The sequence below is a fragment of the Mastigocladopsis repens PCC 10914 genome, assembly GCF_000315565.1.
GTDB lineage: Bacteria > Cyanobacteriota > Cyanobacteriia > Cyanobacteriales > Nostocaceae > Mastigocladopsis > Mastigocladopsis repens.
This window is the reverse complement of record NZ_JH992900.1, coordinates 338,887-353,187: the sequence shown is the minus strand read 5'-3', so window position 1 is coordinate 353,187 and position 14,301 is coordinate 338,887. Positions and strand designations below refer to the sequence as shown.

19 protein-coding genes and 1 pseudogene are annotated in these 14,301 nt (G+C 47.1%); 15 read left to right on the top strand and 5 right to left on the bottom strand.

Annotated elements, in window-relative coordinates; all coding sequences use genetic code 11:
* Positions 1 to 44 precede the first annotated feature (44 nt).
* From MAS10914_RS0101965 to MAS10914_RS36765, 5 genes and pseudogenes are all read left to right on the top strand, one after another.
* Positions 45 to 581 (top strand): DsbA family protein, encoded by a 537-nt coding sequence (locus tag MAS10914_RS0101965; RefSeq protein WP_017314220.1) that lies wholly within the window; start codon positions 45 to 47, stop codon positions 579 to 581.
* Between the two features lie 149 nt (positions 582 to 730).
* Complete coding sequence (locus MAS10914_RS0101960; RefSeq protein WP_017314219.1) at positions 731 to 1,204, top strand: helix-turn-helix domain-containing protein; 474 nt, start codon at positions 731 to 733, stop codon at positions 1,202 to 1,204.
* Positions 1,189 to 1,776, top strand: a complete 588-nt coding sequence (locus tag MAS10914_RS0101955) for an IS630 family transposase (protein ID WP_332248790.1) — start codon at positions 1,189 to 1,191, stop codon at positions 1,774 to 1,776. Before MAS10914_RS0101960 ends, MAS10914_RS0101955 begins: the two co-directional genes overlap by 16 nt.
* A 50-nt stretch (positions 1,777 to 1,826) precedes the next feature.
* Positions 1,827 to 2,585, top strand: a complete 759-nt coding sequence (locus tag MAS10914_RS0101950; protein WP_017314218.1) for an SDR family oxidoreductase — start codon at positions 1,827 to 1,829, stop codon at positions 2,583 to 2,585.
* Positions 2,586 to 2,992: 407 nt separating this feature from the next.
* Positions 2,993 to 4,574: pseudogene (locus MAS10914_RS36765) on the top strand (GMC family oxidoreductase).
* 61 nt (positions 4,575 to 4,635) lie between these two features.
* Here the strand turns inward: MAS10914_RS36765 and MAS10914_RS0101940 are convergent.
* On the bottom strand, positions 4,636 to 5,190 hold the full coding sequence (locus MAS10914_RS0101940) for a TetR/AcrR family transcriptional regulator (protein ID WP_017314217.1): 555 nt from the start codon (positions 5,188 to 5,190) through the stop codon (positions 4,636 to 4,638).
* Positions 5,191 to 5,265: 75 nt separating this feature from the next.
* On the opposite strand from MAS10914_RS0101940, the gene MAS10914_RS29365 reads away from it, so the two are divergent.
* From MAS10914_RS29365 to MAS10914_RS0101895, 9 genes are all read left to right on the top strand, one after another.
* The gene (locus MAS10914_RS29365) at positions 5,266 to 5,661 is read left to right on the top strand and encodes a pyridoxamine 5'-phosphate oxidase family protein (RefSeq protein ID WP_017314216.1); all 396 of its coding nucleotides are present in this window, start codon (positions 5,266 to 5,268) and stop codon (positions 5,659 to 5,661) included.
* Positions 5,662 to 5,744: 83 nt separating this feature from the next.
* Complete coding sequence (locus tag MAS10914_RS36530; RefSeq protein ID WP_408605847.1) at positions 5,745 to 5,837, top strand: hypothetical protein; 93 nt, start codon at positions 5,745 to 5,747, stop codon at positions 5,835 to 5,837.
* A 45-nt stretch (positions 5,838 to 5,882) separates the two neighbouring features.
* Positions 5,883 to 6,719, top strand: coding sequence for an alpha/beta fold hydrolase (locus MAS10914_RS0101930; RefSeq protein ID WP_017314215.1), 837 nt, complete (start codon positions 5,883 to 5,885; stop codon positions 6,717 to 6,719).
* 103 nt (positions 6,720 to 6,822) lie between these two features.
* The gene (locus tag MAS10914_RS0101925) at positions 6,823 to 7,326 is read left to right on the top strand and encodes a cupin domain-containing protein (RefSeq protein ID WP_017314214.1); all 504 of its coding nucleotides are present in this window, start codon (positions 6,823 to 6,825) and stop codon (positions 7,324 to 7,326) included.
* A gap of 172 nt (positions 7,327 to 7,498) precedes the next feature.
* Positions 7,499 to 8,230, top strand: a complete 732-nt coding sequence (locus MAS10914_RS0101920; RefSeq protein ID WP_017314213.1) for a glucose 1-dehydrogenase — start codon at positions 7,499 to 7,501, stop codon at positions 8,228 to 8,230.
* A 194-nt stretch (positions 8,231 to 8,424) separates the two neighbouring features.
* Positions 8,425 to 9,420 carry an NAD(P)/FAD-dependent oxidoreductase gene (locus tag MAS10914_RS0101910; RefSeq protein WP_017314211.1) on the top strand — a complete coding sequence of 332 codons (996 nt, stop codon included), beginning with the start codon at positions 8,425 to 8,427 and terminating at the stop codon, positions 9,418 to 9,420.
* 118 nt (positions 9,421 to 9,538) lie between these two features.
* Positions 9,539 to 10,165, top strand: a complete 627-nt coding sequence (locus tag MAS10914_RS0101905) for an MOSC domain-containing protein (protein WP_026082276.1) — start codon at positions 9,539 to 9,541, stop codon at positions 10,163 to 10,165.
* A gap of 116 nt (positions 10,166 to 10,281) precedes the next feature.
* Complete coding sequence (locus MAS10914_RS0101900) at positions 10,282 to 11,151, top strand: alpha/beta fold hydrolase (RefSeq protein ID WP_017314209.1); 870 nt, start codon at positions 10,282 to 10,284, stop codon at positions 11,149 to 11,151.
* Positions 11,152 to 11,456: 305 nt separating this feature from the next.
* Positions 11,457 to 11,699, top strand: coding sequence for a dienelactone hydrolase family protein (locus MAS10914_RS0101895; RefSeq protein ID WP_017314208.1), 243 nt, complete (start codon positions 11,457 to 11,459; stop codon positions 11,697 to 11,699).
* On the opposite strand, the gene MAS10914_RS36340 is transcribed toward MAS10914_RS0101895, so the two are convergent.
* Together MAS10914_RS36340 and MAS10914_RS35255 are read right to left on the bottom strand one after the other, a co-directional pair.
* Positions 11,611 to 11,907 carry a VOC family protein gene (locus tag MAS10914_RS36340; protein WP_332248792.1) on the bottom strand — a complete coding sequence of 99 codons (297 nt, stop codon included), beginning with the start codon at positions 11,905 to 11,907 and terminating at the stop codon, positions 11,611 to 11,613. The two genes, MAS10914_RS0101895 and MAS10914_RS36340, sit on opposite strands and share 89 nt — an antisense overlap.
* A 77-nt stretch (positions 11,908 to 11,984) precedes the next feature.
* Positions 11,985 to 12,155, bottom strand: coding sequence for a hypothetical protein (locus MAS10914_RS35255; protein ID WP_232224080.1), 171 nt, complete (start codon positions 12,153 to 12,155; stop codon positions 11,985 to 11,987).
* 240 nt (positions 12,156 to 12,395) lie between these two features.
* Between MAS10914_RS35255 and MAS10914_RS33825 the strand changes: the two genes are divergently transcribed.
* Positions 12,396 to 12,668 (top strand): hypothetical protein, encoded by a 273-nt coding sequence (locus MAS10914_RS33825; protein WP_156818066.1) that lies wholly within the window; start codon positions 12,396 to 12,398, stop codon positions 12,666 to 12,668.
* 96 nt (positions 12,669 to 12,764) lie between these two features.
* Here the strand turns inward: MAS10914_RS33825 and MAS10914_RS0101885 are convergent, their stop codons facing one another.
* Both MAS10914_RS0101885 and MAS10914_RS0101880 read right to left on the bottom strand, forming a co-directional pair.
* Positions 12,765 to 13,232, bottom strand: a complete 468-nt coding sequence (locus MAS10914_RS0101885; RefSeq protein ID WP_017314206.1) for a cupin domain-containing protein — start codon at positions 13,230 to 13,232, stop codon at positions 12,765 to 12,767.
* A gap of 319 nt (positions 13,233 to 13,551) precedes the next feature.
* Positions 13,552 to 14,301, bottom strand: a complete 750-nt coding sequence (locus MAS10914_RS0101880) for an SDR family oxidoreductase (RefSeq protein WP_017314205.1) — start codon at positions 14,299 to 14,301, stop codon at positions 13,552 to 13,554.

Here is a 14,301-nt window from a genome sequence, read left to right as displayed (position 1 = left end):
CATCTGTCTCTATCTGCTGCACTCCTTTCCTTAGAGGTGCCTTCATGAGTCTTGGTGATTATAATCGGTTGCTTGTGCCGATTTCAAAACAAGATCATATTCAGGGTAGGGTAAGCGCTTCAGTGGCACTCGTCCAATATGGTGACTACCAGTGTCCTACTTGTGGCGAAGCTCACCAATTAATCAAAGCAATCCAGCAACAGGTCAACGACTTGTGTTTTGTATTTCGCCACTTTCCACAGCCACAAATCCATCCTTGTGCTCAACGTGCGGCTGAAGCGGCCCAAGCGGCTGCCGCCCAAGGTCAGTTCTGGCAGATGCATGACATTCTGTTTACTCATCAACAAGAGTTAAGAAACGATTATCTTGTGGAGTATGCCAATAATCTAGGACTTGATATTCCCCAATTTCTGCAAGATATATCCAGTCAAGTACATATCGCTCGCATCAATCAAGATATCGAAAGTGGATTACACAGTGGAGTAACGGCTGCCCCAGCTTTGTTTATTAATGGAATTCAATATACCAGTCGCTGGAACATTGAGCAGTTGATGGCAGCCATTGTCACTGCAAGTCATTAATGTTCCTGGTCTTTCAACTTTCAGTTCGTTACGTCCGAAGCTATTCCACAAATGAAAGAGTAATACCAATTCACTAAAACTATGATACAGATAAAGAAGGAATAAATATCAACGAGCAAAGATGGCTGGAGTCACCAAAGTAGAAATATATGGAGTCAGCAGAAGAATTACAGGAACTGCTGAGAAAACAAAAAATAGTATCAAGTCGTGAACGGATTCAAGCGTTGTATTTGCTGAAAATAGGTCATGTAAAAACAATACAGGATGTAGCGGTGGTGCTAGGGAGAGCAAGGGTAACGGTACAAAGATGGTTGAAGGACTATACCGAATCAGGAATAAAAGGTTTATTGTCAACGAAAAAGAGTCCAGGAAGACCGCCAATGATTAACTTACAAGCAAGAGAGCAGCTAGACAGAGAACTTCAACAGCCACAGGGATTTAAAAGTTATGAAGAAATACGAACTTGGTTAAAAGCAGTGGAAGGGATAGAAGCATCATATAAAGTAGTACACGACACAGTGCGCTATCAAATGAAAGCGAAGCTAAAAGTACCGCGAGCCGTAGGTGTCAAATACGATAGTGAAGCAGAATTGGAATTTAAAAAAAACTGCCACAATACCTAGAAGTAATTAAAAAACACATCATAGCACCAGTCGATAAACAAAAAAAAATTAGATATTGGTGTGGAGACGAAACCCGTGTGGGGTTGAAGACTGAACCTGGGAGATTAATTACGACAAAAGGAGTCAAGCCCATCGGCATTATGCAATGGAAGCGGGATAATTTTTATTTATATGGATTAGTAGAACCATTAACTGGAGAGCATTTTATTTGGGAATTCTCTCATTTAAATACAGCTTGTTTCAATATTTTTTTAGAAAAATTCTCAGAGACTTATTCTCAAGATATACATATTCTTCAGTTAGATAATGGAGCGTTTCATTTTAGTCAGCATCTCAAACTACCAGAAAATATAGTTTTGTTATTTCAGCCTCCGCATACACCTCAAGTTAATCCAATTGAAAGATTGTGGGAGGAGGTTAAAAGGCATTTAACTTGGGAAAGCTTCTCAACTTTAGATGAATTAAGAGAATTTATTTGGAAGCGATTGGAACAATTAAACACATCAATCGTTGCTTCTATTACAGGTTGGGATTTTATTCTTGATGCTTTATTTGTATCAGGCTTTTCGTGAAATGGTATTACACGTAAACCATTCACTTTTATACAAACAGGAGCTTAACAGTGACCACGTTTTCTGGAAAAGTCGCAGTCGTTACAGGTGGAACATCAGGGATTGGGAAAGCAGCCGCGATCGCACTGGCTCAAGCTGGAGCAAAAGTCGTTGTTGCAGGTCGTCGGCAAGCTGAAGGCGAAGAAACCATTCGCCAAATTCAAGCGATCGGTGGGGATGGCTTTTTTGTCGCGACAGATGTTTCTAAAGAAGCCGATGTGCAAGCTCTGATTGAGAAAACGATGGCACAATATGGACGACTCGACATTGCCTTCAACAATGCTGGAGTGGATCAACAGACCACACCTTTACCAGAGCAAACTGAAGCTACCTACGATCGCATCATGGATATCAATGTTAAAGGCGTATGGTTGTCCTTGAAACATGAGATTCCAGCCATGTTGAAAAATGGCGGTGGGGCTATAGTCAATACCAGTTCGGGTCTGGGCTTGGTCGGTGCAGCAGGGGTGCCAATTTACGTGGCTAGCAAACACGCCGTGGAAGGGCTAACAAAATCGGTGGCATTAGAATATGCCAAGCAAGGAATTCGGGTGAATGCCGTCAGTCCAGGACTGATTCAAACCGAGATGTTTGATCGCACTGTCCAAACAAATACAGAATTGATGGAGTATTTCAAAACGACGTTACCAATGGGTCGGATTGGTACGCCAGAAGAAGTGGTAAATGCTGTGCTATGGCTCTGTTCGGACGCTGCTAGTTTTGTCACTGGACAATCGCTCACGGTTGATGGTGGATATATCGCGCAATAACAAAGAACGTGGGGGAACTTAAAATCATTGTAATATCGCTCACTTCAAAATAGAACAGCGATGTAGCCAGTTTTAAGAGTTAGTTTTTAGAGGAAAATTCAGTGTTCATCAACTTCAGCAAGCACTGACCCTCGTACAGCAACGATGTCGTAATTATTGTTCCGAGAGGCTGCACCAACGCCGTCGGAAACACTTCACAAGGAAGCAATACATCTACTGAATGGAGCGCTCAAGTAGCAGATTGTGAAACTGATTTTCTGTACTCAAAAAACATGGCAGTAATCGAGTTTTGTGAAGCGCATTTCTCCATCATCTCCTCACTGCCTTTCACTTCACCTCTCTGTCTGCGTAAGTCTTACCTGGCTACCTACATTAATCCATTACAGACAACAAAGAAAGAGAATTTTATGACTCCCTATGACTACATTGTGATTGGTGTGATTGGTGCAGGTTCGGCAGGCTGCGTGGTCGCCAACCGTCTGACAGAAGACAGTGACACAACGGTGTTACTTCTCGAAGCGGGCAACCCGGATACAAAACCAGAGATTCAAATCCCGGCCCAATGCCTCAGTCTACTAGGCTCTGAGGTGGACTGGGCATATTTCTCTGAACCAGAACCCTACCTGAATAACCGCAAAATCTTTTGTCCCCGTGGCAAAGTCCTGGGCGGCAGCAGTTCGATTAATATCATGATTTATCTGCGGGGCAATCCCCACGATTATGACCACTGGCAGTCATTAGGCAATCCCGGTTGGAGTTACCAGGATGTCTTGCCATACTTCAAGAAATCGGAACGCTCCTCACGAGGCGCGTCTGAATTTCACGGGGTCGATGGAGAGTTAAGCGTCACCGATCTTATTGCGCCAGCTGTGGTATCCCAACGCTTTGTAGACGCAGCGGTGGCACTAGGATATGACCACAATCCTGATGCCAATGCGATGCGGCAGGAAGGGGCAGGACTCTATCAGTTGACCATCAAGGATGGCAAGCGGCAAGGATGGCAAGCGGCACAGTGCTGCTGCTGCCTTCCTTCTGCCCATTCTCCAGCGTCCCAATTTGACTGTAACGACAGGAGCGTTAGTAACTCGTTTGTTGTTTGAGGGCACCCGTACCGTCGGGGTAGAATACCTGCACGAAGGCACGCTGCACCAGGTTAGGGTCAACTCCGAAGTGATTTTAAGTGCTGGCGCGTTCGATTCGCCCAAGCTGTTGATGCTTTCCGGCATTGGGGATGCAGAACACCTGCAAGCGATGGGAATTCCGGTAGTTGCTGATTTGCCGGGTGTTGGTCAAAACCTCCAAGACCACCCTGTCGTGTCCGTGGCACACGAGGCAACTCAGGATTTACACGCTGCAAGTACCAGTAGTATCGCTGAAGCTGGCTTGTTTTTGCATACCGAGGGTAATCTGGATGCTGCGCCAGATTTACAGTTTCTCTTCGGTCCCGTTGTGTTGGTACCGCCTGGTTATGCCCACTCTGGTTTAGGATTCACAAGTTTCGTCTGTTTGACTCATCCCCAAAACATTGGCAGTGTCAGTTTGCGTTCCCCCGACCCCCAAGACGCACCGATGATTCAAATGAACTATCTCCAAAGTGAAGCTGATGTGCAAAAGCTCATTGTCGGGATTAAATTACTCCGTAACTTGTTCGGTGCAAGTGCCCTTGATGAGTTTCGCGGTGAGGAAATCGCTCCGGGTGCCGACAAGCAGAGTGATGCAGCACTCGTTGCTTACGTCCGGGAAACTTGCAGTACAGTGTGGCATCCGGTGGGCACTTGCAAAATGGGCACTGACCCAATGGCGGTGGTAGATCCTGAATTACGAGTACGTGGGGTTGAGGGGTTGCGTGTCGTCGATGCATCAATTATGCCAACGATCACCAGAGGAAATACGAACGCGCCCGCAATTATGATTGGCGAAAAAGCAGCCGATTTAATTAAAGCCGCAGGTTGCCTTTCACAGCAATTACCTTCAGCAATTACAAACTAACTCCTTCGCAATTATGGGGTTCCCTACACCCTTTTGATGATCTGAAAGCTTAAGAGTCGAGCTAAGGCAACGTACTTTTGCACAGTTCTTCGCTTAGGTGCTGCGTCACGCGCTGAAACACAGATGGATCATCCAATCCTTGAGATACAATTAATGAACCTTGAATCGCGATCACCGCATTTTCTGCACGCTGTTGAGCAAGTCTCTCATCCATACCAGACTCAATTAGCACCGTGGCGATCGCATCAATCCAATTCCGACAAATTGCTTTCACTCTATCATGAAACACATCGCGGGCCGAACCCAAGAGCAAAATCGCAAATAAGCAAGGTTGCTTTCCCCCGTCATAGGCTTCATTCACGCGATCGCACATCTGCCGTAAACGAGATAAGGGTTCACCTGGGCTGTTGAGCGTTTGCAGAATACTTTGGTCTAACCAGTACTCAAGATAATTCAGCACTGCTTCAACCATCTCATCCTTACCGCCGGGGAAGTGATGGTAAAGACTAGCTTTCCCTAATCCAGTTGCTTGAGAGATCTTAGATAGAGTTGCACCATCATAGCCATACTGCCGAAACAGGCGCAGCAGACAGGGAATATAGGTTTCTTTAGGCATTTATCGTAAGTTTCAAGTTTTCTATTGACATTGTACCAAATGTTCGGTACAGTTGTAGCAGCTTAAGAGGGCATTATGCCACGTAAGTTTGGAGAAATTGCTTTTACGCCACAAGTGCAAGCCGCACAAGAACAAAGGGGTTCACGGCAGACCTATGAACGCTATATTGCGAATGGTCCTGACAATGATTCCATTACTCCCAAAATTGAGGAATTCATAGCGCAACTCGATGGGTTTTACTTGGGAACCGTCAGTTCTAATGGCTATCCCTATATCCAGTTTCGGGGCGGCCCCCCTGGTTTCCTGAAGGTTCTCGATGAGAAAACCCTCGGCTTTGCTGACTTTTCTGGAAATGTGCAGTACATCACGGTGGGCAATTTGTCTGGCAACGACAAAGCGTTTTTGTTCTTGATGGATTATCGTCATCGCAAACGCATTAAGATTTGGGGAAGAGCCGACGAGGGAAAGTAGGGGCTAGGACACTTTCGTGTCCCAATTGTCCGGCTCGTGCGATAAACACCCCTCCATAGCCACACGCGCTATTGGAACTCTATGTGCTGGAAGGTGAGTTCATGGTCTGGGAAGGTGAGAACAAGGTTATGCTAAGTGCGGGTGAAAGCTTCTTGATTCCGCCTTTTTTATTTTAGCCGGAAGCTTAAAACAACAAACCAATTAAAAAAAAGCAAACTCTTATGCCTTACGTTACTGTCGGTAAAGAAAACTCTGGAAGCATCGATATCTACTACGAAGATTTCGGAGCAGGGCAACCCGTTGTGCTGATCCACGGTTTCCCTTTGAGCGGTCATTCCTGGGAGAAACAGGTGGGGGTTTTGCTCCAAGCGGGTTACCGGGTCATCACCTATGATCGCCGGGGCTTTGGCAACTCCAGCCAGCCGTCGTTTGGCTATGACTACGACACTTTCGCTGCCGATCTGAACACACTAATAACAAAACTTGATCTACGTGATGCTGTGCTAGTCGGCTTCTCGATGGGGACTGGCGAAGTAACACGCTATCTCGGCAAGTACGGTTCCGAGCGCGTCAGTAAAGCAGTGCTAATGGCTCCAGTGCCACCTTTCCTACTCAAGACAGACGACAATCCCGAAGGAGTTGATCGCAGTGTTTTCGACGGGATTATCAAGAGCATCGTAGAAGATCGTCCAGCGTATCTGTCCGCATTTTTCAAAGACTTTTACAACGTAGATGTGCTGCTCGGCGACCGCATCAGCGAAGATGCCATTCGGTCGAGTTGGAATGTGGCAGCAGGAGCTTCCGCCAAGGGGACTCTGGACTGTGTGCCGTCATGGCTGACCGATTTCCGTGATGATCTGCCGCGCATTGACGTGCCAACCCTGATCATCCAGGGGGATGCTGATCGCATCCTCCCGCATCATTCCACCGGAGCGAGACTCCCGAAGATAATTAAAGACAGCCGCCTTGTGGTGATACCTGGCGGTCCGCATGCCATCAACTGGACTCATGCAGATCAAGTCAATCCTGTGCTGCTGGACTTTCTTAAAGAAAATTAATCAGCATTCCAAAGTCCAGTAGGTTGTCATTGGTGGTATGTCACACAAAACCTGACACTGATCAACCCAGGTTCAGTAAACCTCACATTGTGGAGAAATAGTCATGTTTGCAAACCAAATGAATCAGAACGGTTTTTTGTTACAACCAGGTCAGGGGACATCTTACTGGGTGTTGGGCGACCTGTATACCTTTAAGACCGTGAGCAAGGATACGAATGGAACTTATTCGTTAATGGAGATGATCGTTTATCCCCAGACTGGCTCACCTCCCCACATCCACAGCCGCGAAGATGAATCCTTCTTTGTTCAATCGGGAGAAATTCAGTTTCAAATTGATGGACAAACCCTTGTGGCAACGCCTGGAACATTCATCTACTCCCCCAGAGGACAGCGTCATCTGTTTACCAACAAAAGCAACCAACCTGCCCAGATGTTGTGCTGGGTAACACCCGCTGGACTGGAGCAGTTTTTCATGGAGATCGGCACTCCGGCTGATGATCCAACTGCACCGCCACCTCCTGTTACGGATGCAGATATCCGTCATACGATCGCCCTGGCTCCCCAATACGGTCTGACCATTCTTCCTCCAGACTCCGCTATCAATTAAATGCTGCGTGAGAACAGAGGTATCTCAGGAAATCATTTTGGTGGCAGACAATCTCTTCATCTCCTGTATCTCACATGAGTGAAAAACGCTGCCTATCGAGGGTAAATTCTCGTGTTTTCCCAACCCACTGCGGACGACTCTTTCAAACTCAACAACCACAGGACTGCTCATCATGAACAAACTAGAAGGAAAAGTCGCTCTTGTCACCGGCGGCACTAGCGGCATCGGTCTTGCCACTGCCAAGCGTTTTGTCGCCGAAGGTCCCTATGTCTTCATTACGGGGCGTCGTCAAACTGAACTTGATGCCGCCGTGAAAGCGATCGGTGAAAACGTCACGGGTGTTCAGAGCGATGCCTCGAATCTTGCAGACCTTGATGGCCTGTTCGCCACCATCAAACAAGAGCAGGGACACCTCGATGTGGTCTTTGCCAATGCTGGTATTGGTGAAATTGCTCCACTCGGCGAAATCACCGAAGAACACTTTGACAAAACGTTCAACATAAACGTCAAAGGTCTACTGTTCACTGTGCAGAAAGCACTGCCGCTGTTGCCAGAGGGGGCTTCCATCATCTTGAACGCCTCGATTGTTTCGATAAAGGGCACCCCAGCCCTCAGCGTTTACAGCGCGACTAAAGCCGCCGTGCGATCCTTTGCCCGTAATTGGATACTCGACCTCAAAGAGCGCAAGATCCGAGTTAATGTGGTTAGTCCTGGCGTGGTTCCGACTCCTAGTTATGATCGCTTGGGAGTGGAATTTGTGGACAGCGAAGCCAGCACTATCCCGCTAGGACGAGTTGGCACACCCGATGATATTGCCAAAGCCGTTGTCTTTCTCGCTTCAGACGACAGCAGCTTTGTCAACGGCATCGAGCTGTTTGTCGATGGCGGTATGGCACAGATTTGAAGCGCCCTAAAAATACCCATCACCAAAACCGTTGAGGAGTTCGTTGCTATGAATGCAAATAACGGTATCATCAGTCAGCCCAGCCCATATTCAGTAACCGAAACCATCGATCGCTTAGAAGCTATCCTTCAGACAAAAGGCATCACCATTGACTTTTGTAAGAGGTCTATTGATACTGCTATGAGGAGAATCTCATGAAACTGACAAAGCAAAATCTCTCAGAACGTAGTGATTATGTTTACGACGCGATCGTGGTTGGTGGTGGAGCAGGTGGTTTGTCTGCCGGAATTTATCTGCAACGCTATCTTCTTTCCAGTTTAATTATCGATAAAGGTAAAGCCCGCTCTTTCTGGATGCAGGAACTGCACAACTATCTTGGATTACCGCCAGATACACCGGGGCGATCGCTCCTGCGGCAAGGCAAGGAGCACTACCTTACTTTAGGTGGTGATATGCTCGATGCCTTTGTGGAAGAGATTGTGGATGAGGGAGAAACCTTTGCCGTAAAAGTCAAAATTGGTCGGCAAGACAGTTTCCATCAAACGTTTCATGCCAGATATCTGATTGCTGCCAGTGGCATTATTGATTACCTGCCTAATTTGGATAATATGCGAAACGTGTTTGACTATGCTGGGTACAATATGCACGTTTGTTTAATCTGTGATGGCTATGAAATGGCAGACAAAAAAGTAGGCGTGTTTGCCAGCACTGCCAGCAACGCGGAGGTTGTTTTTTCTCTAGGTTGGTTTACACCTCACATCACACTATTCACGCAAGGAATGTTTGAAGTCGGCTATGAGTTACGCCAGAAATTGCAAGATAATGGTTATCAAATAATCGAAACGCCGATTCAACAATTCCTGGGCGAAGACCATCAGATGAATGGAGTGGAACTGGAAGATGGCACAGTAATTGGGCTAGAAGCTGGTCTGATCTCAATGGGGTCGAAGTATCACGCCGATTATCTGGAAAAGTTTGATCTGGAAAAGCAGGGCGGAAACTTAGTCACCGATAAGATGGCGCGGACTTCCCATCCCCGTATTTTTGCGATTGGGGATCTCAAAGTCGGACTGAATCAAGTTGTAGTTGCCGCCGCAGATGGGGCATTAGCTGCGACCCAAATCTGGCGAGACTTGCGTCGCAGTCGTCCAATGACTGGTAGTGGCTCAGAGATGTTGAGCGGTCGTTAAATTAGCAGTCCGCGCCTCGTAGATTTTCAAAGCAGGTCTAATAAACAACTCATTCATTTTTTCGATATCCCATGTTGGCTGTCGTAATTGAATGCAATCCAAAACTTTGGAGCTAAAGATGAAACTCATCTCTGTCAACGTAGGACTTCCGCGTGAAGTGACCTGGAAAGGAAAAACCGTTAGTACTGGAATTTTCAAACAGCCAGTCAGCGAACGGGTGATGGTGAGATCGCTCAATTTAGACGGTGATAAGCAAGCTGATCTCACCGTTCATGGAGGAGCAGACAAAGCAGTCTATGTCTATCCGTTCGAGCATTACGATTACTGGCGAGGTGAATTGCCAGACACAGAGCTACCGTTAGGCATCTTTGGTGAAAACTTCACAACTACTGGGCTGAGAGAAGAAGAATTGAACATTGGCGATCGCTTTGGAATCGGCACTGTCAAACTGATGGTGACACAACCTCGCCTACCCTGCTACAAACTTGGAATTCGGTTTGGACGACCGGAGATGGTTAAACGTTTTCTTGCGAGTCGTCGCACCGGATTTTACTTTCGTGTTTTGCAAGAGGGCGAAATCGGAGTCGGAGACACTCTAGAGTTGTTGAGTCGGGATGATAACAATATCACTGTTGCCGATATCACTCAACTTTATGTGCGTGAGGAAGACAATCCAGAGTTACTCCACCGCGCTGCTCAACTTGAAGCCTTACCCAAAAGTTGGCGTGACTATTTCCAGCAGTAGCGTGTTTCCATCTAAATTGACCGCGTGATCGAGATGGCAACAGAAGAGTACATCTTCACTGACAATCGTCACACCACAATTTCACCTTCACCAATAAACTCACAAGGAGTAAAGTCATGACCACATTTCGCACGATCGCAATCGATGGTTTAGATATCTTTTATCGAGAAGCTGGCTCCCGTAATAATCCAACGATTCTGCTGTTGCACGGCTTCCCGACCTCATCTCACATGTTCCGCAATCTAATGCCTGCGCTTGCCGATCGCTTCCATCTAGTTGCACTTGATTATCCTGGCTACGGCAACAGTTCGATGCCAACCGTGAATGAGTTTGACTACACGTTTGATCACTTGGCACAGATCGTGGAGAAATTTATTACAGCTATCGATCTCAAGCGATATAGCCTTTACGTGATGGATTATGGTGCTCCCATTGGCTATCGGATTGCGGCTAAATATCCAGAGCGAGTTGAAGCACTCATTGTCCAAAACGGGAATGCCTACGAGGAAGGTCTCGGCGAATTTTGGAACCCGATCAAGGCGTACTGGAAAGACCGTTCTCCTGAAAATGCTGACAAGCTCAAACACCTTGTCACACTCGAAGCAACGAAGTGGCAATATACCAACGGCGTTCGCAACCTTGAAGCGATCAGCCCGGATACCTGGAACATGGATCAACTCTTCCTTGATCGCCCCGGAAACGATGAGATTCAACTGGCGCTGCTTTATAGCTATGGCACGAATCCACCATTATACCCGCAATGGCAGGAGTATCTCCGCAAATATCAACCCCCCACCCTGATTGTTTGGGGTCAGAACGACTACATCTTCCCTGCCGATGGCGCTCATCCCTACAAGCGCGATCTGAAAGACGTTGAGTTCCATTTACTAGATACCGGACACTTTGCTTTGGAAGAAGATGGGGAGGCGATCGCCACTCATATCCGTCAATTTCTCACGTCACGGCTGCAACCCATCCCTGCCTAATCAGTGCAAGGCTTAGCCATTGGCTTGACAACAATTTGACGCAATAAGTACACATCTCCATGAAAAAGGGTTCGGAATTCGCTTGAGGAATACCTCACTTCTGGGAGTTATCAAATTTTGATTTCAGACCCCCATTAATGAAAAGTTGTACTAAGGAGAGCACAATCATGCCGTACTTGCTTTATCTTCCTGGTGTCTGTTTCAACCAAGCTGATGGCGCTGGCGGTCTCTTCATACTTGCATTCAGCAACGCTGTTTAATTTGGTCAAAGTCTAAATAGCAAATTGTTAAAAAGGAAGGACACCATGACAACTCAAAATGTAACCATTCCAGCCTTGTCCGAGGGCAGCTTTAGCGCCTATCTAGCAGCACCCAGTACTCAGCCTCGTGCAGGAATTGTGCTGATTCAAGAAGTTCTTGGGGTCAATAATAATATGCGACAGACTGCCGATGATTATGCTAAGGCAGGCTATTTGGTGCTCGTGCCAGATTTATATTGGCGACTGGAACCCGGTGTGCAACTTGATCCTGAGGATGAGAAGCTATGAGGTACAGACCCTGAACTGAACCTGGCGCAGCTAACGTAATTCCTTTACCGAAGATGATTGAGGCTTCCGAGCCAGGAGGGGTTAACTGCACCACCCGGAAGTCCTTACTAGTGACGAAGTCGGCATCCAACCGCCATCCCAACGTTTTATAGAAGTCCTTGGAGCGATCAACATCGGAAACGGGCAATACCACAACTTCGAGTTTCATGTTTTGACTGTTTACTTGATTGCTACTCATCTTGTTCTCCTTTAGGTTCGTGAGCTTGCTGCCCACCTCGATTAACTTCATTCTTCTGCGATCGCCCAATTTAGACCACTCAAGTTAGTTGAGTTAAAACGCGACTTAATCATTCGGATTGGAGGAAAGCAAGAGGAAGTGAGCCGAAAGTCGTTAGACCTGATATGCTTCAGGGGATCTGCGTGATGAAGTAATTCTGGATTGTCCTGCTCACGCACATAAAGTTGAGTGATATCGGCAACGTTAAGAAGAATGCAGAACGCAGAACACAGAACTCAGAATATTCCCACGGATTCCATCCGTGGGTATAACAACAAAGGAAAACTTTCTTTTTCTCCAAAGGATTTATCCGGGGGCTTCTGACCAATACTCGCTCGTCAGAACTCTTGATTTATCGCTCCTTGTAGCGCGTTTAATATTCTGACGAATGATTAGTAGCGGATGATTCTTTTTTGGTGATGTTGTTATCATCTCGACTCACTAACCCTCAATACGGTTCAGTTAAGGATAATTATAGGTTGGGTAGAGCGATCGCTCTACCCAACAAAGCCGTGATAATGTTGGGTTTCGTTCCTCAAACGCCAGTCGCCTGCGGAGGGAAACCCCTTCGGGTGAGTCCTCCGGACACGCTACGCGAACGCCAGTTGCCTACGGAGGGAAACCCTCCTGTAGCACTGGTCTCACCTCCTGCAGCGCTGGCTCCCCAATCTACGCATGCATCAGGTTTTTAGCTCTAACTGAACCGTATTGCACTAACCCTAGAGTGTCTCCAGCTCCAACTTCAGTAATGTCGATACATAAAAATTTTTGTGTGCAATGCGTGCGTCTTACTCGTCCTCCGGTGTGGTCAGGTTCTCTTCATTGGTATCGACGACAAAGACGGCTAGCATACGCATGGGTTGAGTATCACTGGCATTTGCGCTGACACGATGATGATCGCCCGGTACTTCAAAAAAGTTCTCACCAGCGTGATACACCTGCTCCGGATTATCATTGATTTTGCTACGAATCGCACCTTCCAGCACTGTTGCATAGACAAAAGCCGAGGCTGCATGGATATGTGCGGGTGTTGAGCCACCTGGGGCATATTCGACCAGCAAGCCTTTCACACTCTTTCCAGGCACGTTGAGAAGGGCGTGATCAAAGACCAGCGTTACCTTAGACGTATCATTAGACGTATCAGCAGATAAATCATTGGCTGAAGCTGCGAATACGGGTAGAGTTGCGAATATGGAGAGCGCTGTGAATATGGAGAGAGTCATGAATGCAACTCGCGAGAAAATAAGAGTAAACATTTCCGTTCTCCTTGCGTGAATAAAAACTGGTGAATATAAATCCGTCTGATGTGCTCCCATGCTGAATCAAGCAGATCGCGGATTAGACATATGTAGGTTGAGTTAAGCTTTGTAAAACGAACGCAGTTGCTGGATGTTGGGCTTTGTGTCCTTAACTCAACCTATGTCAGCTTTGAATTCTCATTGCTGATCTTTAACAGTTACCAGTTATCAGTTACCAGTTATCAAGTACCCGCAGTATCAGTTATCAAGATGTTCCAAGTCAATCTTCTCACTGGTCACTGGTTACTGTTCATTGGTCACTGCGGCTGGTACTGTTTTAAGCGATAGAGCGGTTGAGCCAGTCCTCGAAACGGGTCGAGCCGATGAGCGAGTTGCCCTGCGGAACGAGCTGATCGTTCAACGCTGCACCAAAGTAACGGGCGTGAGTGTCTACAACCACCTGACGTGAGTCGTGAGTTGCACTCAGGAATTGGCGGATGATTTCCTCGAAACGGAACCGCTCTGGACCCGCTAAATCGATAATGCCGTTGACTGGCGCTCCCAGTGTGATATCGATCAGCGCGGCAACAACGTCCTCCGACTGGATGGGCTGGATAAAGGCAGGGGGCAAGTGAACTGTTTGCCCATCTGTGGGGAATTGAGCGATGATCGTCTCGATGAACTCAAAGAACTGCGTAGCGCGGACGATTGTATAGGGTATTCCTGCGGACTGGATCAACTTTTCCTGAGCGACTTTTGCACGCATATAGCCGCTATCAAGGATGCGATCGGCACCGACAATTGATACTACAATGTGATGAGCCACACCAGCGTCTGCCTCCGCCGCAAGCAGGTTCTGGGATGACTTCTCGAAGAACTCCAACACTGCCGTGTCCTCAAAGGACGGTGAGTTTGTCACATCGACAACAACTTGAGCACCCACTAACACCTCAGCCAGTCCCTCACCTGTAACAGCGTTGACACCTGAAGAAGGGGATGCTGCCACCGCCTGATGCCCAAGCTCCTGTAGCTTGCTGACAAGCTTCTTACCAATCAGTCCACTGCCACCAATGACAACAATTTTCAT

Bases quoted from the DNA above. Each gene is read 5' to 3' on its own strand.
- MAS10914_RS0101900 (WP_017314209.1), top strand. From the start codon at position 10,282: ATGACCACATTTCGCACGATCGCAATCGATGGTTTAGATATCTTTTAT.
- MAS10914_RS0101895 (WP_017314208.1), top strand. From the start codon at position 11,457: ATGACAACTCAAAATGTAACCATTCCAGCCTTGTCCGAGGGCAGCTTT.
- MAS10914_RS33825 (WP_156818066.1), top strand. From the start codon at position 12,396: ATGTTGTTATCATCTCGACTCACTAACCCTCAATACGGTTCAGTTAAG.
- MAS10914_RS0101965 (WP_017314220.1), top strand. From the start codon at position 45: ATGAGTCTTGGTGATTATAATCGGTTGCTTGTGCCGATTTCAAAACAA.
- MAS10914_RS0101880 (WP_017314205.1), bottom strand. From the start codon at position 14,301: ATGAAAATTGTTGTCATTGGTGGCAGTGGACTGATTGGTAAGAAGCTT.
- MAS10914_RS0101905 (WP_026082276.1), top strand. From the start codon at position 9,539: ATGAAACTCATCTCTGTCAACGTAGGACTTCCGCGTGAAGTGACCTGG.
- MAS10914_RS0101920 (WP_017314213.1), top strand. From the start codon at position 7,499: ATGAACAAACTAGAAGGAAAAGTCGCTCTTGTCACCGGCGGCACTAGC.
- MAS10914_RS0101930 (WP_017314215.1), top strand. From the start codon at position 5,883: ATGCCTTACGTTACTGTCGGTAAAGAAAACTCTGGAAGCATCGATATC.
- MAS10914_RS0101940 (WP_017314217.1), bottom strand. From the start codon at position 5,190: ATGCCTAAAGAAACCTATATTCCCTGTCTGCTGCGCCTGTTTCGGCAG.
- MAS10914_RS0101925 (WP_017314214.1), top strand. From the start codon at position 6,823: ATGTTTGCAAACCAAATGAATCAGAACGGTTTTTTGTTACAACCAGGT.
- MAS10914_RS29365 (WP_017314216.1), top strand. From the start codon at position 5,266: ATGCCACGTAAGTTTGGAGAAATTGCTTTTACGCCACAAGTGCAAGCC.
- MAS10914_RS36340 (WP_332248792.1), bottom strand. From the start codon at position 11,907: ATGAAACTCGAAGTTGTGGTATTGCCCGTTTCCGATGTTGATCGCTCC.
- MAS10914_RS0101960 (WP_017314219.1), top strand. From the start codon at position 731: ATGGAGTCAGCAGAAGAATTACAGGAACTGCTGAGAAAACAAAAAATA.
- MAS10914_RS0101885 (WP_017314206.1), bottom strand. From the start codon at position 13,232: ATGTTTACTCTTATTTTCTCGCGAGTTGCATTCATGACTCTCTCCATA.
- MAS10914_RS0101910 (WP_017314211.1), top strand. From the start codon at position 8,425: ATGAAACTGACAAAGCAAAATCTCTCAGAACGTAGTGATTATGTTTAC.